Annotated in this window: 17 protein-coding genes and 1 pseudogene; 1 reads left to right on the plus strand and 17 read right to left on the minus strand. The window is 68.8% G+C overall.

Features of this window, described 5'->3' with window-relative positions; translation table 11 throughout:
* Positions 1–97 precede the first annotated feature (97 nt).
* Positions 98–571: pseudogene (locus tag ABZ078_RS38780) on the minus strand (HU family DNA-binding protein); the annotation flags it as partial.
* Positions 572–901: 330 nt separating this feature from the next.
* Here ABZ078_RS38780 and ABZ078_RS38785 point away from each other — a divergent pair.
* On the plus strand, positions 902–2,479 hold the full coding sequence (locus tag ABZ078_RS38785) for an ADP-ribosylglycohydrolase family protein (protein WP_356583239.1): 1,578 nt from the start codon (positions 902–904) through the stop codon (positions 2,477–2,479).
* A gap of 395 nt (positions 2,480–2,874) precedes the next feature.
* Here the strand turns inward: ABZ078_RS38785 and ABZ078_RS38790 are convergent, their stop codons facing one another.
* The 16 genes from ABZ078_RS38790 to ABZ078_RS38865 all read right to left on the minus strand — a co-directional run bounded on the left by ABZ078_RS38790 (position 2,875) and on the right by ABZ078_RS38865 (position 21,797).
* The gene (locus tag ABZ078_RS38790) at positions 2,875–4,233 is read right to left on the minus strand and encodes a hypothetical protein (RefSeq protein ID WP_356583240.1); all 1,359 of its coding nucleotides are present in this window, start codon (positions 4,231–4,233) and stop codon (positions 2,875–2,877) included.
* A 259-nt stretch (positions 4,234–4,492) separates the two neighbouring features.
* Positions 4,493–5,266, minus strand: coding sequence for a hypothetical protein (locus ABZ078_RS38795; RefSeq protein ID WP_356583241.1), 774 nt, complete (start codon positions 5,264–5,266; stop codon positions 4,493–4,495).
* A complete protein-coding gene (locus ABZ078_RS38800; protein ID WP_356583242.1) occupies positions 5,259–5,567 on the minus strand; it encodes a hypothetical protein in 309 nt (102 codons plus the stop codon). The genes ABZ078_RS38795 and ABZ078_RS38800 overlap by 8 nt, the downstream gene beginning before the upstream one ends.
* 218 nt (positions 5,568–5,785) lie before the next feature.
* Positions 5,786–6,292, minus strand: coding sequence for a hypothetical protein (locus tag ABZ078_RS38805; protein ID WP_030381408.1), 507 nt, complete (start codon positions 6,290–6,292; stop codon positions 5,786–5,788).
* Positions 6,293–6,542: 250 nt separating this feature from the next.
* Positions 6,543–6,971 carry a hypothetical protein gene (locus ABZ078_RS38810; RefSeq protein ID WP_030381407.1) on the minus strand — a complete coding sequence of 143 codons (429 nt, stop codon included), beginning with the start codon at positions 6,969–6,971 and terminating at the stop codon, positions 6,543–6,545.
* Between the two features lie 159 nt (positions 6,972–7,130).
* A complete protein-coding gene (locus tag ABZ078_RS38815) occupies positions 7,131–7,598 on the minus strand; it encodes a hypothetical protein (RefSeq protein WP_030381406.1) in 468 nt (155 codons plus the stop codon).
* A 14-nt stretch (positions 7,599–7,612) separates the two neighbouring features.
* Complete coding sequence (locus tag ABZ078_RS38820) at positions 7,613–9,871, minus strand: hypothetical protein (RefSeq protein ID WP_356583243.1); 2,259 nt, start codon at positions 9,869–9,871, stop codon at positions 7,613–7,615.
* Complete coding sequence (locus tag ABZ078_RS38825; RefSeq protein WP_356583244.1) at positions 9,871–12,477, minus strand: hypothetical protein; 2,607 nt, start codon at positions 12,475–12,477, stop codon at positions 9,871–9,873. The genes ABZ078_RS38820 and ABZ078_RS38825 overlap by 1 nt, the downstream gene beginning before the upstream one ends.
* Positions 12,477–12,878, minus strand: coding sequence for a hypothetical protein (locus ABZ078_RS38830; RefSeq protein ID WP_356583245.1), 402 nt, complete (start codon positions 12,876–12,878; stop codon positions 12,477–12,479). The genes ABZ078_RS38825 and ABZ078_RS38830 overlap by 1 nt, the downstream gene beginning before the upstream one ends.
* A gap of 79 nt (positions 12,879–12,957) precedes the next feature.
* Positions 12,958–14,073 (minus strand): DUF4417 domain-containing protein, encoded by a 1,116-nt coding sequence (locus ABZ078_RS38835; protein ID WP_030381402.1) that lies wholly within the window; start codon positions 14,071–14,073, stop codon positions 12,958–12,960.
* On the minus strand, positions 14,070–15,410 hold the full coding sequence (locus tag ABZ078_RS38840) for a ParB N-terminal domain-containing protein (protein ID WP_356583246.1): 1,341 nt from the start codon (positions 15,408–15,410) through the stop codon (positions 14,070–14,072). Before ABZ078_RS38840 ends, ABZ078_RS38835 begins: the two co-directional genes overlap by 4 nt.
* A 36-nt stretch (positions 15,411–15,446) precedes the next feature.
* On the minus strand, positions 15,447–16,463 hold the full coding sequence (locus ABZ078_RS38845) for a replication-relaxation family protein (protein ID WP_356583247.1): 1,017 nt from the start codon (positions 16,461–16,463) through the stop codon (positions 15,447–15,449).
* Positions 16,460–18,937: an ATP/GTP-binding protein gene (locus ABZ078_RS38850; protein WP_356583248.1), complete on the minus strand. Its 2,478-nt coding sequence runs from the start codon at positions 18,935–18,937 to the stop codon at positions 16,460–16,462. The genes ABZ078_RS38845 and ABZ078_RS38850 overlap by 4 nt, the downstream gene beginning before the upstream one ends.
* Before the next feature lie 31 nt (positions 18,938–18,968).
* Positions 18,969–19,454, minus strand: a complete 486-nt coding sequence (locus tag ABZ078_RS38855) for a hypothetical protein (protein WP_356583249.1) — start codon at positions 19,452–19,454, stop codon at positions 18,969–18,971.
* 221 nt (positions 19,455–19,675) lie between these two features.
* Positions 19,676–21,133, minus strand: coding sequence for a peptidoglycan DD-metalloendopeptidase family protein (locus ABZ078_RS38860; RefSeq protein WP_356583250.1), 1,458 nt, complete (start codon positions 21,131–21,133; stop codon positions 19,676–19,678).
* Positions 21,126–21,797 (minus strand): hypothetical protein, encoded by a 672-nt coding sequence (locus ABZ078_RS38865; protein ID WP_356583251.1) that lies wholly within the window; start codon positions 21,795–21,797, stop codon positions 21,126–21,128. Before ABZ078_RS38865 ends, ABZ078_RS38860 begins: the two co-directional genes overlap by 8 nt.
* Positions 21,798–21,812: the final 15 nt, after the last annotated feature.

Below are 21,812 nucleotides of genomic sequence, written 5' to 3' on the forward strand. Positions count from 1 at the left end.
GCCACATGACGGGCTGCTCCAGCAGGACGCCGCAGCCGGCCAGCAGTGCCACCAACCCGTAGACGGTGTGCAGCGGCTGGCCGGCAACGGCTGATCAGGCGAGCGCCTTCTTGGAGGAGGTCTTGGCGGGCTTCTTCGCCCCGGCCTTCATGGCCGGGCCCGTCTTCTTGGCCGCTGCTCCGGCCTTCTTCGGGGTGGCCTTCTTGACCGTTGCCTTCTTCATCACGGAGGGGGCGCCGCCGGTGAGGCTTCCCTTGGGGGCCTTCTTGACGGAGACCTCGCCCTTGGGGAGCTTCTTGGCGCCGCTGACCAGGTCCTTGAAGCCCTGCCCGGCCCGGAAGCGGGGGATGGAGGTCTTCTTGACCAGCACCCTCTCGCCGGTCTGGGGGTTGCGGGCGTAGCGGGCCGGCCGGTTGACCTTCTCGAACGAGCCGAATCCGGTAACGGAAACGCGATCTCCGGCAACGACAGCGCGGACGATGGCGTCGAGCACGTGGTCGACAGCGTCGGCGGCCTGCTGGCGGCCGCCCATCTTGTCCGCGATCGCGTCGATGAGCTGGGCCTTGTTCATGGCGTAACTCCTGTGAGTTGGCGTGCACTTCGATGCCGGACATAGGGCCGCTGACATTCAGGGCGCGGTGCCGACGAAAGGAATGGGGGCGCGTCACCCAGGACGGTCCGAGCGCCTCCGACAGCAATAACAGTACACATTGAAAAAGGAACACGCAACGCTAATCGTCATGTTGACGAAAGCTGTTCGGCCGTGCCATTCTGACGTAGCGACAGCGGGTTTGAGCGCGAAGCGAGTTGACGCCGCGCTCCCCGCCCCCTCCCTTCTCAGACCACGCACGCAGCACATGACCTCGGGAGAACACCCGTGAAGATGAAGCCCGTTGACTCCATGACCCCCACCCTGGCCCCGGCGTCGCACCCGCTCAACGTCCACGCCACCGACCGCGCAGCCGGCGTCCTCCTCGGTGCTGCGTGCGGTGACGCCCTCGGCGTGCCCTACGAGTTCGCCCGCCGACTGGGCGCCGAGGAACGGCCCGCCATGATCGGCGGCGGCCTGGGTCCCTACAAGCCCGGCGAGTACTCCGACGACACCCAGATGCACGTGTGCATCGCCGCCGTCGCCTCCACCGGCACCGACCTCACCAGCCAGACCGCACTCGACCAGATCGCCCGCAACTTCCACCTCTGGCGCGACGGGGGCGCCACCGACATCGGAAACCAGACCAGCAGCGTCCTTCGCGCCGCGAAAACCCACAAGACGGGCACGCCCGCCCAGGCCATGACGGCGGAAGCTGACGCCTACACCGCACGCACCCGGTTCAGCGCGGGCAACGGCTCGCTCATGCGGACCGGCGTCGTCGCCCTCGCCTACCTGGACGACGTGGACGGAATGGTCAGGGCCGCCACCATGATCAGCTCCCTCACCCACAGCGACCCCGAGTGCATCGAGGCGTGCATCCTGTGGTGCTCAGGCATCCGGGTCGCCGTGCTGGAAGGAACCTTCGACGGCGTCCGTGACGGCATCGCGCTGCTTCCCGAGGACCGGCAGGAGATCTGGCACGCGAGGCTGGACGAGGCGGAGGCGAACCCGCCGCACCACTGGGACCGCAACGGGTACGTCGTCACCGCCCTCCAGGCCGCGTGGTCCGCCATCACCCGCACGCCCGTTCCCGAGCTGGCACCGGAGCGTGGATCGTTCCCCGCCCAGCACTTCCAGCTCGCCACCGAAGCGGCCGTCCGGGCGGGCAACGACACGGACACCGTAGCCGCGATCGCAGGCGCCCTCCTGGGCGCGCGCTGGGGCGTCTCGGCCATCCCCCTCGCCTGGCAGCAGGCCGTGAACGGCTGGCCCACGATGTCCGGCTTCGATCTCGTCCGCCTGGCCGTCCTGACCGCCCGCAAGGGCATGGACGACGGTGACGGCTGGCCCTCGGCCCCGCGCGTCAAGATCCCCGGATACGCCGGAAAGGGCTACGTCGCGCGGCACCCCGCCGACCCTGGCGTCCTGATCGGCAACCTCCCCATGACCGAGACCGAGTTCGCTGGCGCACCGCCCGTCGATGCCGTCGTGTCGCTGTGCCGCGTCGGACAGGGGCCGATCTTCTCCCACGCCGCCGTCGAGCACGTCCGCGTCTGGCTGGTCGACAAGGAAGGCGAGAACCCCAACCTTCACTACGCCCTCGACCAGGCGGCACGCCAGATTCTCCGCCTCCGCAAGGAGGGCAAGCGGGTCTTCGTCCACTGCGTTGCGGGCCGCTCGCGCACCCCCGCCGTGGCGGCCGCCTACAGCACGCTTCTGGGAACCGACCCCCGCACCGCCCTGACGGAAGTCTGGGAGGCCCTGGGCAAGCACTGGTCCCTCCTGGCGCACCCGCAGCTCCACAACGCCGTCTACGAGCTGGCAGGGCAGCCGCCGAACCCGCCGAAGCCCCGCCCTCGCCGCCGCTTCTTCCGGAAGCGCACCTGACCCGGGGCGCCATACCGCTGGGCGTGGCCTCCACCCGGAGACCGCGCCCAGCGGTGCCCTATGGGCGACGTCCCTGCCAAGGACAGAAACTGGTGACGGTCACCCCGAGCGGACGGGGACGACGCATGAGGCAGGCCGCGAATGGATCCACCGCATCACGGCTCTTGCCGAGCCCCCGTCGGTACGCACGACATCGCAGCCGTGTCCCCGATCGGACCTCACCTTGGCACGGCCGCATGCAGCAGTACGCGAAAGCCGAGAGCCCGCCAGTCGTCTGACTGGCGGGCTCTCGCGCTTCCAGTGGCCGTCTGCCCTGCCGGCCGGGTTGCCAGGCCGGCTCAGCGACCCGGTCACGAGCAGGTAGACGCTCCACGGGACAAGGCCATGGAGGCTTCCTAGCTCCTGGGGCCGAAGCGGCCGGGCCCCCTGCGGCTGAGGACGAACCTGTAGACCGTCTCCCGGTACCAATGATCTTGAAAGACCCGAGGCTTCTTGCCGTCTCCCGCAGTCCGGTCGGCGAACGGGATTTGTCCCCGGGAGTGGTAAGCGTGGACCGTCTCGCGTACGAGGGCCTCGCCACGGGTGGCCATGCCCAGCACCTCGGCGAAGTCGTCGATGTCCAGCAGGTCCCGTGGATCCCCTTCGGGCAGTTCATGGACCAGCGCCGGCCCGGTTCCCTTGAAAGCCGCCCAGACATGCGGACGGTGCTTCTCGACCCACGCGTCGACCTCGCGCGGGTCGTACATACGCGGCTGCGTACGCCGCGGCGCCGGGAAGGCCTGGCGAACGACCTTGCCTCCCTCGCGCTTCTCCTTGACGTTGGTCCATTGGAGGCCGGTGTACTCGGAAACGCCATACCGCGGACCGATCATCTCTGCGGTGAGGTGCGCCTGCTCGCCCTGCGCCTCGGCGGCCGGCTCCGCCGAGGCCGTCGGCTCGGCGAGCTCCCTCGAGACGGCGGCGTCCTCGTCGGTTGCCGATGATCCGGCCCACGCATGGCCGGACAGCTCTGCGCGGCGCTGGGCCTTGGCCCAAGTCCGCTGGCGGTTCTCGCGCATCCACTCGTCCACCTCGGCCGCGCTGTAGCCGAGTTCGTCGGCCTTGGGGAATCCTGCAGCGCGGATCCACCCCCGGGCCGTCTGCCCGCTGACGCCGTACGTGGTCGCAATGGCATGGGCGTCCAGGTGCCCCGTGCGCGCGGTGGCTGAACGGCTGGGCAGCGCGCTGCTGGCTGCAGGGGTCTGCTCGCCGGCCGGCGGTTCCTCGGCCTTCGTCTGCCGGCGCATGCGCCGCGGGCGGTTCACGAACGCGTAGGCCGTCTCGCGAAACCACATCCGCTCCGTGACCTCCGGCGTTTTCCCGTCTCCGGGCACGCGGTCAGGGCCGGGCATCTTCGGCGGCTTCTTGGACATGTAACTGCGCAGGGTGCCTTCCGGCACTGGCTCCGTCCGCCCGAGGGCCTTGCCCTCCCAGGCACAGATGTCCGACAGAGTCACCAGGTCCTTCGGGCCGCCGGCGGGCAGGCCGAACGGGTTGTCCGAGTCTTGCCCTTTCGCCCAGTGGACCGGAAGGTTTTCCTTCAACCAGGCGTCCACCTCAGCTGCTTCGCGCACGAGGGTCCGCCCAGGGCCGGCGGGCCAGCCCTCTGGGAAGCCCGGGAGCGTGGTCCAGTAGGTCACCGTGGCCTCGTTGGCCTGGTACTTCTCCGCGATGTCCTGTGTAGTCACCAGTTCATCTGCGTCGGCGGGAATCACCGTTACTCCTTGTCGGACCGGCAGTGGACCCGCAGGCCGTGGTCATGGTCCCGCAGGTGGGGACCTGGTCGGTCGAACTCGAGGTGGAGCCAGCATCATCGGTTCGAAGACGGCGCCGGCCTCGATCGCGCAGGGGGAGGCACTAAAGTACATCCCGAGAGAACAATACGCAACGTGTCCGCGTGCCGCCGCACGCCGACGGGGGTGTCGTCGGGGCCGGGCGTATGTCCACCCGGCCCCGAAGACACCCCCGCGGGATTTAGTGCGCCAGCGCGAACCTCTGGCCCGCACGTTCGTTCTTCGCGCGCAGCTTCTCGTCGCGCGCTCGCTGAAGACTGCCGAAGGTCTCCCGCCCCTGTTTCTTGAGAAGGTGAGGAATCCGGTTCGCCGGGATTCCGACGAGAGGGGACTCGCTGAGGACCGACAAAAGGTCCGACTCTGTCTGGTCGGTGTATTCGGCGGCGATCAGCGCTTCTACGTCGGGGAAGACGTCCGCATGTCTTTCGGTATTCAGGTCGATAAGGTGATCTTCCTTCCCTCCGAGGCTGTAGCACCAGAGGAAGTTATCCGGCGCGTCGTTCACGACGAGCCGCTTGAAACGGCTGATCTCCTTGGTGTAGCAGTAGAAGCGCACGCCCGGTGAGTTGCGCATGATGCGCATCCAGGTGAGAAGGTAATCGTCGGAAAAGAACTCGCCTGAATCGTGTACACGAATCCACTTGCCGGTGTACCGCTTGTGTCTCAGCTCCTCCGTCATCTGCCTCTCGAACTCCTCCGGAGTGTCCCGACAGAGAAGGAGATTCCGAATGTGTGCTGCGCGTACGTTCTTGAACCTGTACGTGCCGACTCTGGCGTAGCACAGCTGAGCGCATACACCTGCCTGAGGGCAGACGTTGAAGTGGCTCCCGTCGGGCAATTCGATGACGAATGCGGGAAGCGTCCAGTTGAAGACGCCGATCCTCCTCAAATCGGAGTTTTGAGTGAGGAGCCATTTGCGTGTGGTGCGGCCGGTCGCGCTCGTGCTCTCAGGCATTGTGATCATTCCTCGTGGGCAGAGTGGGGTGGGCGGGTGAATGGCCGGGGCAGTCGAGGTGCGGGCGGACGCACGCGTGGATCCCGAGCGCGGTCACTCCGCCGTCGGCCCGCGCGAGCACAGCGAGCCCCTGAGCAATGGCCGTGCGCGCGCTGCGCTGGTGGTGGCCGCCGTACTGGGCGTCGTCACCGTGGCTGGAAATCAGGTCGACCGCCCGCGCCGCGAGGCGCTCGATGTCGGGTTCCGAGACCTCTCGCAACTCGGCGATGCACAGCGGGACCATGAACAGCAGCCACGTCACCCACGTCGATGACGCCCTGTCGCGGCGTTTCCGGGGGCGGTGACCACCCGGCCGAAGGGGCCGTGCGAGTCAGGGACGGGCTTTGGGCCCGGTTCGGCCCGCCCGAGCCCATCGTCGGCGCCGGCGGGAGGAATGGTTGTCGTCATGGTGAGGGACCGCTCCATGCAGGGCGCCCCCGGCTGATACAGCCGGGGGCGCCAGGGATAGGGGAAACGCGGTCAGTTGCCGCGCGCGAGGCAGTCGGTGGCGTGCGCCGGGGAGGTGCGGAGGCGGGGGGATCCTCCGAGCGTGTCGCGCGCCTGGAGGAGGTAGTCGCCCAAGTCCTCCAGGGAGTTGATCTCCTCGGTGGGCACCGGCTTGCCGCACTGGGCGCACGGGGCGATGACGTCGAAGGTGAGGCGGCCGCGGTCGTTGTAGGTCGCGAGAAAGTCCAGCGTCCTGTCCGCGAAGGGGATGGTGAGCGCGACCGCGGGGAAGTGCCGGCCATTCGCGACGAGCGGATGGGTGTCGTCGTTCTGAGCGCGGATGCCGACCGGGCGGTCGAGGGAGTGGAGCGAGAGGCGGTGGCGGAGCACTGCCTCCACCCAGCGCAGCTCGGCGTCCTCGCTGTGGAGGGCCGGGTCCGGGCCGACCTGGCCAGCCTGACCGGTCCGTGCGCGCTTCATTGCGGCCTGTACGGCCGCGGTCTCGACGTAGTTGAACGGCTTCCTCATGGTGCTCGGCATGGGGTCTCCGAGAAGGATTGGGCCCGTGGATTGCACGCTGGTACGTGCGTCGTGGTCACAGGGGCTTGATTCGAAGGCCGCGAACAGCGGCTCCGGTCTGCGGCATCGCCCGCCCAACAGGAATGACACTACACATTGAAATACGAATAAGCAACACTCGGGGGGAAGGGGTGGCCGGCCAGTCGCTGCGCCTAGGGGGAGTCGTACAGGTAGGCAGCGGCATGGCCGGCCGGCTCGGTGCGGACGTGACCTACGCGGGCGCGGCGGCGAGCTGTCCGACCTTGTCGAGCAGGAGCTGAGCACGGGCGAAGGCGGCCGTCTTGTGTCCGTACGAAGGAACGACCAGGTGCATGGTCTCGTGCGCCAGCGCGCGATCGGCCTCCTCGCGCGTGGTCACCAGCCCGAGGTTCATGGCCATCAACGGAACCTTCAACCGTGCGGACTTCGGGCCCAGGTACACCTGGGCGGCATAGTGCGAGAGGTAGGGCATGCCGCTGACCGAGGCGTACGCCGCGAGGTCAGTGACGAGGTGGAACTCGCGCCCGGACACGGCCGAGAACATCTTGGCGCGCCGACGCAGCCAGTGCACGTCGACGGGAAGGTCGCGCTCGTGTTCAGGCAGCGGGCTCCGCAGGGCAGCGTGCCGCTGTTCAGTCACCGGATGTGCTCGATCTGCCATGGTTCTCCTCCTCTCGAGTGCGGTCCGGCACATGCGTCTACATCGTCCAGCCGGCCATCCCGGCACCGGGGCCGGCCGGTCATCTCTCGGCTGTCGGGCCGCGAGGACATCATGCCAACACGCCCCCCGGCCGCCCCTCGGCAGCGGCGACGAGGCCGCTCACGCATAACGTCCGTGCCAGGAGTCGGCGTCCAGCCGCTCGAGTGCGGCCTCCTCCTCGGGGGTGAGACGGTTGGTGAAGTCGTCCCAGCGAATCAGCTCCTGAAGCTCAGGGCCGTCGGCCGGCTCTATCCGCGCCTTCTGCCCCGAGGCCAGGTCTATCTCCACCCCGTCGGCCACGAGATCGGCCCGCACCACCGGAAGAGATCGCCGCCGAGTCAGGCCGAGGTTGAACAGGTATCCGCCCCCGGTGTCCTGGCCGCCGACCAGAGGCCTGATCCACACGACCTGGTCGCCGTCGTCCTCGAAGCGGTGGTGGCGAGCGAGAGCGGCGCGGAAGACCTCCGTCCCGTCGGGGTCCGACACGACCAGGCGCGCGCCGGCGTCTACCGGGTCACCAGTAGGACTGTGGTTGCCGGCGATGAGGTCCGAGAACCGCTGGCGCCACTGCTGCTGCGTTGCTGTCATCAAGTCGCTCCTGATCAGCTGTAGTAGTCGGCTTCCGTGCACAGGACATCCTCGACGGGCTTCCCGCCCAGCTGTGTGATACCCCGAGAGGTGAGGGAGGCGAGGATGCTGCTGCGCTCCGCGGCGGTGTGGCACACGATCCGGCTGGGGGCCTCAGCCCCGAGCAGGTCGATCCCGTTGCGGAACATGATCTCGTTGCTGCTGCCGGTGAACTTGGCGATCTTCATCGGGTCCCGGGTGATCGCCCCCGCGTTGTAGTGGCCGTGCGCGGGGTTGATGGCGCCGTAGTGGTCGCCGTTGTAGGCGTAGTAGTCGCTGCGCTGCATGAGCACGCTCGGGTCGTCCCAGATCAGCCGTCCGCCGCCCGGCTTGGAGGGCGTCTTCTTGACGCGCAGGAACACCGAGTTGGCGCCACCGGTCATCTTGTCGGCCTGCTCACTCATGCCGAGCCCGCCGCCGATGCCCATCACGGCCCGCTTCTCAGTGGAGGCCAGGACCCCGGTTCCGAGGAGGCTGGCGAGATCGCCGCCGTTGAGATTGTGGGTCAGAGACCGGCCCTTGAACGCCTCCTGGACTTCGGCCTTCTTACCGGTCACGTCGAAGCGCGACCAGGTCAGCCACTTCCCTCCGGTCGAGGGCGTCGGCTCGTAGCCCGGGCTGGCCGCCAGTTCGGCGCCGCTGGCGAATCCGGAGGCCTTAGCGACGGCGTCCCGGACGACCTCGACCTTCATCGGCAGCACCTTGTGGGACGCCTCCAGGTGGATCCTCTTCATGGCCGTCTGCAGAGCGTCGCTGTCGAGACCCATGAGGGACTCCATGCGCTGGTGCACGATTTCCTGAACCTGGAGATCCTGGAGGCCCTGAGCCGTTTCCATGGCGGCCTTCATGCCGGGGGCACCCTCCAGCCCCTGGGCCTTGATGTTGTTGGCCAGGTACGTCCACTCGCCCTCGGCTGCGGTCATCGGCTTGTTCATCAGGTGCAGCTGTTCCAGCCGCTCCACGAGGTCCTTACCGTGGCCGGCGCCCGCAGGGGCATGGACCTCGAGCTGCCCCCGTAGCGAGTACTCCGTGGTCTTGGGATCGTTCTCCTTGTAGGGGCGATAGACAGCCTTCCAGCCATCGCCCATGTCGATCTCGTACTCCGTGCCGTTGGCGGAGGAGCGGGTGACGCCGTCCCACGAGGTCTGCCCGGTTTCCGGGTTCAGGTTCGCTTTGATCCGGCTGGCCTTGCGGACCGTCGCGGCGAGCGTGCCGGGTTCCGGGTCCCCGTTGGGCACGGGTATCTGCTTGGTGACCATCTTGGTCGCGGTCACCTCGTACGCGTCCATCCACGGCATGGGCGCCCCGCCGTTGTCGATCTTGTCCTTTACGACGTTCAGCTGGTCCATGTAGTGCTGGGCCATGGCCTTCTCGTCGTCGCTGATCGACGGATCGTTGAGGACGGCGGAAACAGCGTCGACGGCGGCCTGGTGCTTGGCGATCGACGCGTCCGACATCGGAGAGCCGGTCTTCAGCTTGTGCTGCACCGAGCTGACCGCGGTCTTGGTCAGCTCGGCCAGCTTCTTCTCCTTGTCGAGGTCGAGGCGCTCCTTGACCTCCTCCTCCACCTGGATCTCCTCCATGTGCGTGCCGGGGATGCTCAGCGCGTCGAGGAGCTTCTCTTCGGCCTCCTCGGAGATGTGCGTGAGCAGCACCTCCCGTGGCCCGTCCGGAGAGTCGTAGGCGACCAAGGTCGCTTCGGAGTTGATGAAGTCGTCGCCGCCCACCAGGATCGGCGTGCCGGTGGGCTCGCCGACCGGAGGCGCCGCTGGCACCGGTGTCAGCGGAGGGTCCGTTTCCTCCTCTTCCTCCTGGACCTCCTCGATGTCCTCGGCCTGGAGCAGCACAGCCTGGTCGGCCGGCGGCTCCTCACCGCTGCTCTGCAGCTCCTCTTCGGCCACGCCACCCTCGGCCTCGGCAGACGCCTCCTCCAGTTCGTCCTCAGGCGGCGGCGCGGACACGACAGGCTCGGGAGCAGATTCAGCGCCGCCCAGGAGCGCGTCGAGATCCGCCGGCGGAGTCTCGTCGACCGGAAGTTCCGCAGGGGGAGCCGACTCGACCTCGGGGAGCTCGGGCACCTCGAACGCCTGGCCCCCCGCGGCCGCGCCCGTGAGGTCAGTCCCCTCGCCCGTAGCCGGCGCGCTGGTGATGTCCAACGGGGCGGCAGGGGCCTCGGCGAGCGCGGTGGGGCTGACCGCGTAGCTCTGGTGGCTCGACTTGGACCCGGTTCCCATCAGTTACCACCGCCGTGCTTGAGGGAGGCGCCGGAGGGGAGGCCCAGCTGCTTGACGAAGAAGTCGGAGAAGTTCTGGCGCAAGTTGTTCTTCCTCTCTACGGCGTGGTCGAGGAACGCCGTGGCGATCTGGTCGTGCGTGACCTGGGACTGCGGGATCTTCAGGGCCTTGGCCGCTCGGCTGCGCATGTGCGGCACCCACGCCACGCCGGCCTTGGCGCCCTCGTGCGCGGTGGAATGCAGGATGGAGCGCAGCTGCGCGTCCGGCATGGACTCGAACTTCTTGATCACCGGGTGTGCGGCAGCCGGGTTGATCTTGACCCCGTTGGCGAGACCACCGCCCAGGGCCGCCTGGTAGAGCTTCTGGTGGACGGGGGTGAACCCGCCTCCGCCGCTGGGGGCGTAGTCGACCGACAGCTTGTCGGCGCCGAAGTGCTTGAAGGCCTGGCCGCGGTCGATCTGCACGAGCCCGCCGGAGGGTGTGGCCAGCCAGTTGTCCTGGTGACCGTCGTGCTCGCCGACGAGCCACGACCCGACGTGCGACCGGACGATCGCGTCGACCTGGAACTGAGTCCACTGGCTCGGGCTGGACGTGAACGGCTTGGCGTCCTTGAGTAGCGGCTGGATGGAGCCAGCCGTGCCGTCGGCCTTCTTGTGGTGGTACACCGGCACTGCCGGTACGCCGCCCAGCGACAGGACGTGAGACGCGGCGGCTTCGGTGTGCCCCAGAGCACCGCCGTGGTTGTGGTCAGCCTTGAACATCCACTGCGAGCCGTCAGGGCCAACATGGACGGTCTTGGCGTACGTGCCGCCCAGGTTCGACGCCTTGGTGCCAGACCCGAAGTTCCAGCTCGCGACCTCCTTGGCGTCGACACGGGCCGGCAGGTCCTGACTGGTCGCCTTGGCGTGCTGTACCGCCGCCATCATGGCCTGGACGTTGGCGTTGAACGACCCCGGCTTTGGGGTCTTCGCTGGCTTCGCCTTGGCGCCGGTGCTGTTCGATGGCAGTTTGCTCGCCAGGGCTTGGACCGCCTCGTCGGAGGCCAAACCCGCATCGGGCTTCGCCGCAGGCGCCGCCGTGCCCGCTGCCTTGGCGGCCTTGGCCGCCTCCTTCTTGGCGACGTCCGCGTTGACCTTGTCCTTGATGGCCTGCTGGTCGTACTTCTTGTTGAAGCTCGCGGCGATGTAGTTCTGGACCTGGGCCCGTGTGGCCTTGGCGTTGTTGTCCATGCCCAGCTCGGCCGCGACGGCGCGCAGGTCGGAGAGCTTCTGCTTCGCGGCCCACGCCTTGAAGTCGCTCGTCAGATCGCCAGAGTGGAGGTGCTTCCCCGGTCCCAGGGCCGGGTGCTCGGCGTACGGGGTGTCGCTGGCGCCCCCCTGCTGGGTGTAGGCGTACCAGCCCTTCACGTCCATCTGCATGTCCTGGACGTCGCCGGCGTTCTTCGCCCACGCGGCGATCGCCTGCGGCGCGCCCGGGTCGCCAGCCGACGGCAGGTTCAACGGCTGCCCGCCCTCGGGAGCCATCGCAATGTGAGCGGCGTAGCCGGCGTCGAGGTTCGCCAGCTGCTCCTGCCGCTTGACCGCCAGGGCCTTCAGCGACTCCACTTCGCTCTCGGGCGTGTTCGGCCGCATCAGAGCCACAAGCTGGTGGCCGCCGAGATGCATCGCCTCGGTCTCGCTCAGCTGGCCCGAGGCGAGAGCCTCCTGCACAGAGGGCTGGACCACCTTCGGGTGCATGTACGTCTGCGTGAGAACCTCATCGACCGCCAACTTGGCCTCGGCCTTGGTCTTGGCCAGGTCCTCGCCGAGCTCAGGACAGTCGGCTGAGGCCAGCTTCTGCTCGGCCGCGAGCATCGTTTGCAGGGCCTCGGCCCGCTGTTCCTGCCACTGGGGCCCGTAGGTCTTCGACGCCTCGTTCCAGGCGTCGATCGACGCGGTTACTGCCTGGGCGGAGGCCGCGACGTCGTCCGGCGTGGCCTTCCACGCGCCGCCACTGAGGGGCGGCTCGGTGCCCTCGATCTCGTGCAGGTCGGCGAGCGTCATTCCGCCGACCGTCTTGCCGGCGAGCAACTCGTTGTACCGGTTGAGCGCCGCGGCCTGGATCTTCTCCTTGGACGGGATGTCGCCCGGGTACGCGGGGTCGAGCCAGTGGACCAGGGGATGCTGGCCCTTGCCGGACAGGCCCACCAGCGCAGGGTGCTCGAAGCCCTTGGCCTCGGCGATCTCGCGCAGGTCATCCTCGTCGAGCGAGTTCAGGTACGCGAGCGTCTGCGCCTTGAGCGCCTTGGTGTGGGCCTCGATCTCCTCCTCGGAGGCGCCTGCTTCCTTCAGCTTCTCGATGGCCTCCTGAGCCTGCTCGACCTGGCCGACGAAGAGGTCGTACCGCTCCACCGGGTCGGTCGGTACTGCGTCCTCGAAGTCGATGGCGAATGGAGGGTCGGCGATCTCCTCCATGAGGTTCATCGCCATCAGGAGGTCGGCCTTGGCTTGGACTTCTTCCTCGGACATCGCCTGCGCCGGCGCTTCGGCCACTACGTCGTCTGCTTCGGACGCCGTGGTGGGGCCCACCGCGTAGGAGGCGTGGGAGGACTTGCTGCCCGTGCCCATCAGCCGTCACCCCGCGACGGGAGCGCAGGGATGACCTCGGCGAGCAGTTCGTCAAGAACGAGGTCGGCTGCGTGTGTGAGGTCGAGCGCGCCTTCCGGGACGTCGGCCGGCTCGAGCGAGCACGCGCCGCCGGAGTGCGCGATCCAGCGCTCGATGTCCTCGCTGGTGGTGGTCTGGCCCAGGCGCTCGCGCCAGGGGTCGGCCTGTTCGTAGACGAGGGGCACCCAGCGCACGACACGCTCGGCCGGCTGTCGGCTCTCGTCGAGGCCGAGCACGGCGACGGGATCGACGGGGAGGCCGAGGGCGGGGTGCCAAACGAGCAGAATCCACAGTCGCCAGGCCGGAGCGGCCGTCGACAGCTCCGCGGTCTCGGCGATGGTGGGGTTGGGTTCGGTGTTCACGGGGGCTCCTCCCAAAGGTCGTTTCACCTGCTACAGGTGTGGGAGGAGCCGCCGGTGTGACAGTGCGGGCGAAGAAGTTTCAGCGGCTCGGCAGGAGCGAGGCCATGTACTGGACCGTCGCGGCGAAGGCATCCTCGGTCCGGGCATGGACGTCCTCGCGGCCGTTGGGGGTCATGATCGCGCCGTGCAGGGCGTACTGGTGCGGGTTCTGGGAGATCAGCGTCAGCCGGGAGCCGAAGATCTGGACCATCTCGGCGATCCGGTTGGCCCGGGACAGGCCGGTGAGGATGACCGGCAGGTCCTCGGGAAGGTTCTCGGCAAGCCAGTGCAGGCCGGGCCGCTCCCAGCTGTCCCAGTCGGCGTTGTCACGGACGGTCTGCACGTTGATGGCAATGGCGGCCGGCTGGGTGTCCTCGATCCACGAGAGGTAGCGCTGGAGATCCTCGAGCCGGAACCAGTACACGTTCGGCACGACGTTCACACCGGCCTCGGCGAACTCCTGCGCGAGCAGGAGAGATCGGCGCATGTTGAGCAGGTGCTCCGTCCGCGGCCAGTCGCCATAGATCGAGTAGTTGCAGGAGAGCACCAGGTCCCATTCCTGCTCCGCGATGCGTTCGACGAGCCTGTCGCGTCCGCGGCGAGTCCAGAAGGCTTCGACGAGCGGGTCCTCGCCGTAGCCGACCAGCACGGCCTTCTGGTGGTCCCCGAGCGCCAGGGCCTGGCGGGCGGTCTGCTCGGTGAAGCGCTTGTAGAGCGTGTGGGTGTCGGGCGAGAACACGCGTCGCAGTCCGACGCCGTAGGCCGGCCAGTTCAGGCTGGCGTCGAGCTTGGTGACCGCGGAGCCGTCGGTCATGGGGATGAAGGATGGCAGGCCGTCGGGCAGCGTGCTGTCGACGCTGATGTCGTCGAACGTCAGGGTGCCGCCCACGTCGGCCATCCACCCGGCTATGTCGGTACGGCTCCCGCACCGGATTGGGCACTTGCGGGTCACGCACGCGTTCGCCGGCGCGTCCGCCTCGGCCGCCGAGCACCCGCAGAACCGGCAGTCCGAGTTCTGGCCGGTGCACAGGGGCTCAACGGTCGCCGGGCCTCCCCGGCCGTCGGGTCCGGCGTAGAAGGCGCAGCTGTTGCAGTCGCAGCCGCGGCCCGGAAGGGGCACGCCGACGGTCGGGATGGGCAGGGAGACACTGGTCATGCTGCTTCGCTTCCTTCGCTGATTGCATCGTGGTCCGTCGCGCCGTCGATGGGGGCGTCGTCGAGGTGGGTACTGAGTTCGCGCAGGGCGAGGAGCAGCGAGCCACGGTCGTACCGCGCGATCTCCTTGCCGGCCCGGACCTCGGCCAGCAGCCCCCGGATCCCGTCCAGCGCGGTGCGGATCGTGTTCGACTCCACAGCCGGTCGACGCGGGGGCCCGTCGGCGGGCATCGCATCTGCGGCCGCTGCTGGCGCCGCGGGCGCCAACGGATCGCCGGGCTGTGTGACCTCTGGCACCGTGCTTGGGCCGAGTGCCGAGGGGTCTCCGACGTCCTCGCCGTCTTCGGGTTCCTCCTGGTCCTCCGTCTGCGTGGGCACCCGGGTGAGCTTGGCCCGGCGGCCGGCGTTCGCCGTGTCCTGCCGCTCTTCGGCTTCGGCGATGATCTCTTCTGGTCCGAGGTCGGGGTCCTCCAGGCCGACGTTCACGGCGGTCGGCAGCAGGTGGAGCCGCTTGGAGGACTTCAAGGCGGCCCAGATGCCCTCTGCAGCCTGTGCCCGGCCGTTGCGGAGCTCGGCGAACCGGATCCGGGTGTTCAGACGGATCGCGGCTTCGTCCATCTCCTCGGTGAGGTCCCGGGGCAGCGCGCGGAAGGCACGTACGAGCTCGCTGGCCTTGCGTTCGTTGAGCTGCAGCCCGAGGCGGTCCAGCACCTCGCTCCAGGGGGCGGCGCAGGAACTGTCGGTGCCGCGAATCTTCTCCAGGGCAAGGAACCGCTCGGCCGGGTCGGGGATCGCGTAAACCTCCTGTGGCACGGGCTTGCCGGCCTTGAGGAGCTTGCCGACGAGAATGGCGCACCGCTGGTACAGCAACGCGGCGGCCTGCTCCCCGGGGCGGAGGGGCTCGCGGGCGAAGTTCTCGACGAAGCGCCACATGTGGCGCTCCTCCTCGGACAACGGGCCCGGGCAGACCACAGCCGGCAGGGCCTGGAAGTGCGGGTTGTCCGGTCTATTGACGGCGCCCCAGCGCATGGCGCGCAGGCGGCGCTCCCCGGTGACCAGGCGGATCGTCGGCGCCTTGCCGTCGACGACGATCTCCTCGGCCAGGACCGGCTCCAAGAGGCCGATGACGGACATGGAGGAGATCAAGTCGGCGAGTTCGGACGGCGGCAGGGAGTCGGAGGGGTTGCGGGCGTGGGGCTCGGTGAAGGGCGCGCCCTGGCCGCGCAGCGGCAGCATCTCGAATCGCCGCTGCCGCAGCTTGACGCTGCGGTGCAGGATCTCGGTGAGCCGGATCATGCTCCCGCCGTCGGGCGGGACCTCGAGCGAGGTACTGGTCATGGCGCTGCTTCCTTCAAGACCGCGGGGAGCGGCCGGTCACTTCGAGGCGAGGTAGAGGTCGGTGGGGGCGGGGCGGGCGGTCGGCGTGCCACGCAGCAACGGGGTGAAGATCGGGGCGAGCGGCCCGTGCTCCTGGAGCTGCTGCAGGGTGGTGACGCCGATGTTGATGTCGCCCTTCAGCCGGCTGAGACGGACGTCCGCGCCGGCGCGCGCGTACAGGTCTTCGGTACGGGCGGCCAGGCGCTGGGCCCGCCGGTCCGGCTCCCCGGCCTTCGGGGGTGCCGCGTCGAGGACCACCAGGACGCGGGGAAAGACCGGATAGTTGTACATCCACGCTGGCCGGGTCGCGTTCGAGGTCCGGCGCGCGCGGTCCGCGCTCTGTGGAACGTACTCGTACAGCCGGCCGTACGCTTCGAGCTTCGCGGCGAGCCGCGCGGAGGTCATCGTGGCACGGTCGAACTCGACGAAGAAGCTGAGCATCGTCCGGCGGCCGCCACGCTCTACGTGTACGTAGTTGAGGACGGCGTCGCTGATGACGTGGTCGTCCTCGAATCGACGCTGACCGTCGCGGATCCGGTTGGCGACCTCAGGGGTCCAGTCCAGCGGCCCGCACTCGTGACCCAGTCGGCGAGCCCACTCGACGAAAGCGATGCCGACTTCGTTCACCCCCAGCGTGTGCGCCTGGCGAGCACCGGCGACGGCCTCGGGCGTCACCCGGTATGGCCGCGGGGGCAGCTCACCGGCCTCCTCCACGGACTCGGCACCGGCTTCGGTCAGGAACCACAGGAACGGCTGGCTCTGTAGCCGCCCGCGGCCACCGGGCCCCTTCGCCCGGATCCGCTCGACCAGCCCTGCCCTGTGGAGCTCGCCGAGCTGCCGACGCAGGTACACGGGGCGGGCCGGTCGCTTCTCGGGCGGGGTGAGTAGCACGTGCAGTTGCTGAGTGGAGAGCACCCGGTGCTGGTACAGCAGTTCCAAAACCTCGCCGCTGATCGCGTGGAAACTGCGCGTGATCGCTGCCGCGGCGGTCGCTTCGACAGGGGGCAGGTTCATCCGATCCTCGACTGGTTCTGGTGTGGGTTGATCGGGTGGACGTTGTCGTGGGCTTCATCGGCCGGGTCCGGCGCCGCACCGCTGATGACGGTGCCTTCGCTGTCGTGGACGCGCGGCTTGGCCTGCACGTCACCGGACGCGGTGCCGCCGGCCGGTCCGTCCGGGCCTTCGGGGTCGCGCGGTGCGGTCTCGTCAGATTCGGGCTCGTCGGCCGGCAGATCGGCGGCGGGCTCGTCGTCGTCCGGCGGGACGGGGAGGGTGACGAGGAACCGGCGCAGCCGCAGGTCCAGTCGACGCAGGTCGGTGAGGATGTCGCGGACTGAGCGGCGCTGGAGGTTCTCGTCGATGGCCTGCGTCAGGAGTTTCTCGTTCTGCGGCCGGTAGTAGTCGCCGTAAAGGTCCTCCACCGAGGCGCCGCGGACGCGGAACGGGTCGGTCGTGCCGCCTTCGAGGGTCACAGACATCACGTAGCTGTACCGGTTGAGCTGGACGATTGTGTCGGGGGCAACCTTCTTGCCCCAGCGGCGGGTGACCAGCGTCGCCTCGTCGACGTCGGACGCGGTCGTCGACAGAATGGACAGGTTCTGCAGCAGTCCCTGCCGGGTGGTGGCGCTCAGCCGCTGCGCCATCTGCGTCATGGCGAGCAGCTTCACGTTGTACTTGCGCAGCTGCTCGGTGATCTGGGCGAGCGTGCCCTTGGAGGCGCCGTCCACGCTGGTCAGCTCATCGATGAAGGTATAGAAGTCACGGCGCTGGTCGGGCGCGGTGTCCCGCCGTGACAGGCCGGCCCGGAAGAGGTCGTAGATCAGCAGGGAGCTGATAATGCGGTCGACGTCGCCGGTGCCGGCGGGGCAGACGAAAACGATCTTCCCGGTGTCCATGGCGTGCCGGATGTCGTACGTCGACCGGCTTGACCCGAGGAACGCCTTGATCGCGTTGCTAGACGAGAGCCGTTCGATGATGTTGGTGACGACCGGGATGGCTTCCTTGCTGTAGCCCGGGAAGACGTTCTCCCAGAAGTCCCGGATGTCCTTGGGCAGGTACGGCAAGACGCTGGTGCGCCAGACGGCATCGGTGAGGATCGTGCGGATCTGGAAGACGGTGGGGGCCAGGTCGGGCCGGCCGGCGCGACAGACGTGCCAGGAGAGGTACACCAGGGACTCGACCGCGCGCGTGAGGATGGTCTTCGCACGCCCGGCGGAGTCGGACCAGTTCAGGGCCGCGGCGAAGCCGGTGACGATGTACTGGACGATGTCGGGGATCTCGGACTCGCGCCGGCGTTCCATGGACAGCGGGTTCCAGGAGCCGACCATCTTGTCGAGCTCGGGGCTCGTGAGATCGATCTCCCAGATCCGGTCGGCCAGTTCCTTGTGGGCCAGGTAGGGGCGAGCGCGCACCCAGCCGTCACCATGAGGGTCGAGAAAGAGCACGCCGTACCCGCCGTGGGCGATCGCGATCGCCTGCACGAGCGACATCTCGGTCTTGCCGAAGCCGGACTTGCCAAGGAACAGGGCGAAGAGCAGGTACTTCAGCGGGACGCCGGCGAGGCGCTCCCCGCCGCCGGACTTGGCCACCCACCCCAGGGGCAGCAGGCCTCGCTGTCCCGTCCACGTCGGGAGCGCTGCGGGCGGCGGCGGGACGACTCCGCCCGAGCGGGCGATGTTCGGGGCCATGTTGTGCTTGGTGGGCGGCTTGAGCAGCCCGGCGATCTCCTGGGCGGTCACCCAGGAGTGCCGACGGGGCATGAAGAGCCCGGTCTCGAAACGGCGGTCGAACTTGCCCCGGTGGAGCCAGTGGTCCGCCCGGAGGCGGGTGACGCCGAGGTGGAGCCCGACGGGGCGCAGGTGGTTGTCGCCGGACCACGGCTCCAGGGCGGCGAGGACCTGGTCCAGCAGCATCCGGGCACGGTACTCGTCGCGCGCGCAGGTGCGGACGAGCAACTGCATGGAGAAGACGGGCTCGGCGCCGGGGGCGAGCTTGCCCATGGCGGCCTTCATGTCCGTGACGCGATGAGCGCGCTGCTGGTGCTGCCGTTGCCGGGCACCACCGCCCTGGTTGCCCTTCATCTCGGTGGCAATCTCGGACATCACCTGGCCGAGGTCGAAGCCGAACCGGTTGCCGCGCTGCTGCGGCATGCCGGGTATGGCCGGCCCGTCGGCGGGGTTGCGGCGGGCCTGGGCCAGCAGGCGCCGGCGGCGGCTGCTGACACGGTTCGGGGCGACGGGAACGAGGTCCAGGACGACGTCGGCGCTCTCGCCGAGGTCCTCGCGGACGTCGGCTACCGCGTTGGCCAGGGCCTCGAGCGGATCCGGGGTGAGCGGCACTTCGCGCAGGGCGAGGTGGTCAGGAAGGGCCAGGGCGAGCTCGGCGCGGGCGTAGTGCATTTCCTGGGTGGCCGGCTTGCCGTGGTCATCAGCTTCCGGCTTGGCGAGATCGACCGGCGGGGCGGCGGTCGGGTGTGGTGCGGTGGTCATGATCTACCTGTCTGTGGTGTCCGTCGGTGCGTCAGGAGCCGAGCCGGATCTGCGGACGTTCGCGCGCGGCACGCCCGTCGGCCTCGATAGGCCGCATCTCGACCTGGGCGTAGCCCTGGTGGCGCAGCACCGACATCGCTCGATCCGGGCCCTCGACCCTCATGGACAGCGACCCGTTGGAGCAGGTGAACCGGATGCGCAGAGCATTGGTGCGGGCCGAAGACACGAGCCAGCGCGACACGCTCTTGTGCGCGCGGGCCATCTGGTGCCCGAAGCGGACGACCTCTTCCGGCTTCGGGTCGAAGCCTGTGGTCGGCAGCACCTCCAGAGCCGTTCGCTTGGACACCGGGCCACGGGACAGGGCCCAGCGGACCGCAGCGGCGACCCCGCTGGCTGCCAGGGCGACCAGCGCAACCCACCAGGCGTTGGCCATCACCGAGCCCGCCAGGTGCTCGACGTGGCCCGGGAGGTCCCCGACGAAGCCGATTGCGCCATCGATGAGGTCGGTCGTGGTCATCGCCCACCGTCCGAGGGCGAGGCGCACGGCGGCACCGCGGCGGCCGGAGCGGGCACGGGGGAAGTCGGGAGCACGGCGGCACCTCCAAAGAGCAAACGGGCCTTTCACCTGCTACAGGTGTCGGGATCCGGCTCGGTGTGACACTCCGCTCCGAATTTCTTCGCGGTATGGCGTCGGCCGGCGTCATGCCCCTGCGGGAGAGCGTGACGCCGGCCGGCAGGTCAGATCTTGACGCCGTGACTACGGAGGTAGGCCAGTGGGTCGATGTCCGATCCGTACTCCGGGCCGGTGCGTATCTCGAAGTGGAGGTGCGCACCGCTGACGTTGCCCGTTGCGCCGGAGTACCCGATCCGGTCGCCGCCCTTCACCTTCTGGCCGACGACCACGGCCAGCGAGGAGTGGTGGGCGTAGTGCGAGTACATGCCGTCGCCGTGCTTGATCACCACCTGGTAGCCATACGCGCTGTTCCAGCCGGCCGTCACCACGGTGCCCGGGCCCACCGCGCGGGTCGCAGTTCCGGTGCGCACGGGGAAGTCCACGCCGGTGTGGTAGCCGCTCGACCACATCGATCCGGAAACCCGGTATCCGGTGCCGACGTGATCGTCGGCGACCGGGGCTACCCACGTGCCTGAGGTGCCACCCGACCCCGGCTCGGTGTAGTTCGGCCGCTTCATGATCAGGATCCGGCCCTTCCAAAAGGACAGGGGCTTGATCCGGACACGGGCGCCGGTGTGCGGCGCGTCGATGACCTCGCCGCCCCCTATGTACATGGATACGTGCTCCGGGCTGGACGCGCTGCCGCCCGAGAAGATCAGGTCGCCGGGGCGCAGGTCGTTCGCCGACTTCACTTTGGTGCCGATGTCGACCTGGTCGTAGGTGACTCGTGGAAGGTTCACGCCGACCTTGCTCCAGGCGTACTTGACCAGGCTGGAGCAGTCGCACCCCTTGGCTCCCCGGAACGGAGGCTTGCAGCTGCCGCCCAGGACGTATGGGGTGTTGAGCGCCTCCTTGGCTGCGGCCACGACCTTGGACAGTCCGCCGGAGACCTTGCCGTCCATCGGCGCGGACCACTTCTCCGCCCGGTCCCGGATTTCGCGGACGTACTTGCGCGTCTCCTCGTACGGCGGGATGCCGCCGTATTTCTTCACCTTGTTCCCGCCGGCGTTGTAGGCGGCGAGCATGTTGTCGACGACGTCGCCCGGCACGCTGCGGATCTCGTCGGCGAGCTTGCAGTCGTAGGCCACCATCGACGGAACTGCGTCCTCAGGGTCCAGCGGGTCCGCGCCGCCCTTGTTGTTGGCGTCGATGCCTTCGGTCGCCCAGGTGGAGGGGATGAACTGGGCGATGCCCATCGCGCCGGCTCCTCCGTCGGGCGGGTTCTTGCGGAAGGTGGACTCCTGGTAGAGCTGGGCGGCGATCAGCGATGGGGTGACCTCCGCACAGCCGTACCTCGCCACAGCGTCGAGGATGATGGGACGCAGCCAGTCAGGGATCTCCTTGGTGTCCGACAGACCGCCGCCGAAGCCCGCGTTCTCCAGTGCGCTGCTGGTGTTGTCCTCGCCGATTGCCGACGACAGCGCCAGTACGGCACTCAGGATCAGACCGAATCCAAGCAGGCAGGAGAGGATCGCCGCGATCAGCACGTTCCGCAGGGCCTTGGACTTGCCCTGCTCAGACATTGGGCAGTCCGACGACGCGCCAGCTTCCGTCGGCGCCGCGGCGGAGCTTGAGCGCCACGTGCTCTTCCGACTCGCTGGCAGGGCCCTTGGCTGGCGCTTCGGTCAGCTTGTAGAGCACACGCGCGAAAGCGGAGTCCTCGCTCGGTGCGGGCGCTCCGTCCGGCAGTGACACCCGCAGGACCGCCACCGCCACCTGGACCTGATGGTCCTTCCAGCTCAACCACTGCTGCGTGGCGGCGCTGCCGCTGGTGTGAGTGCGCAGGTCCTCGGCAAGATCTCCGGCAGCGTAGATCGCGGCCCGCCGGGATGCGTCGTCGTACGAGTTGTCCCGGCCCGGTCGGGCGTCGTGGCTGGCCCACGCGGTCACGAAGGACCGGGCCGCCTCCTCGACCGGCGTCGGCACCTGCCTCGGGCCCAAGTGCTCAGGAGACGCCGAAGGTTCCGCCGCGGGGGAGGCCTCGGCCGGGCGCGTGCCGCCAGAGCCGCTGCCGACCGCAGGGGCGGAGGAAGCGGCCGTGACCGGAGTCGAGTCGGTGGCAGGACGGTCGGCCTCAGGGAGGCCGAACAGGAGGGTGACACCGACAGTTGCCAGGACGGCCGCAGCGACGAACAGCGCGATCGTCGCGCGCTGGGCGCGGGCACGCGCGGCATCGGTTTGAGGCATGGGGGTCCCCCGTCA

It is taken from the genome of Streptomyces sp. NPDC006385, assembly GCF_040612485.1.
Lineage (GTDB): Bacteria > Actinomycetota > Actinomycetes > Streptomycetales > Streptomycetaceae > Streptomyces.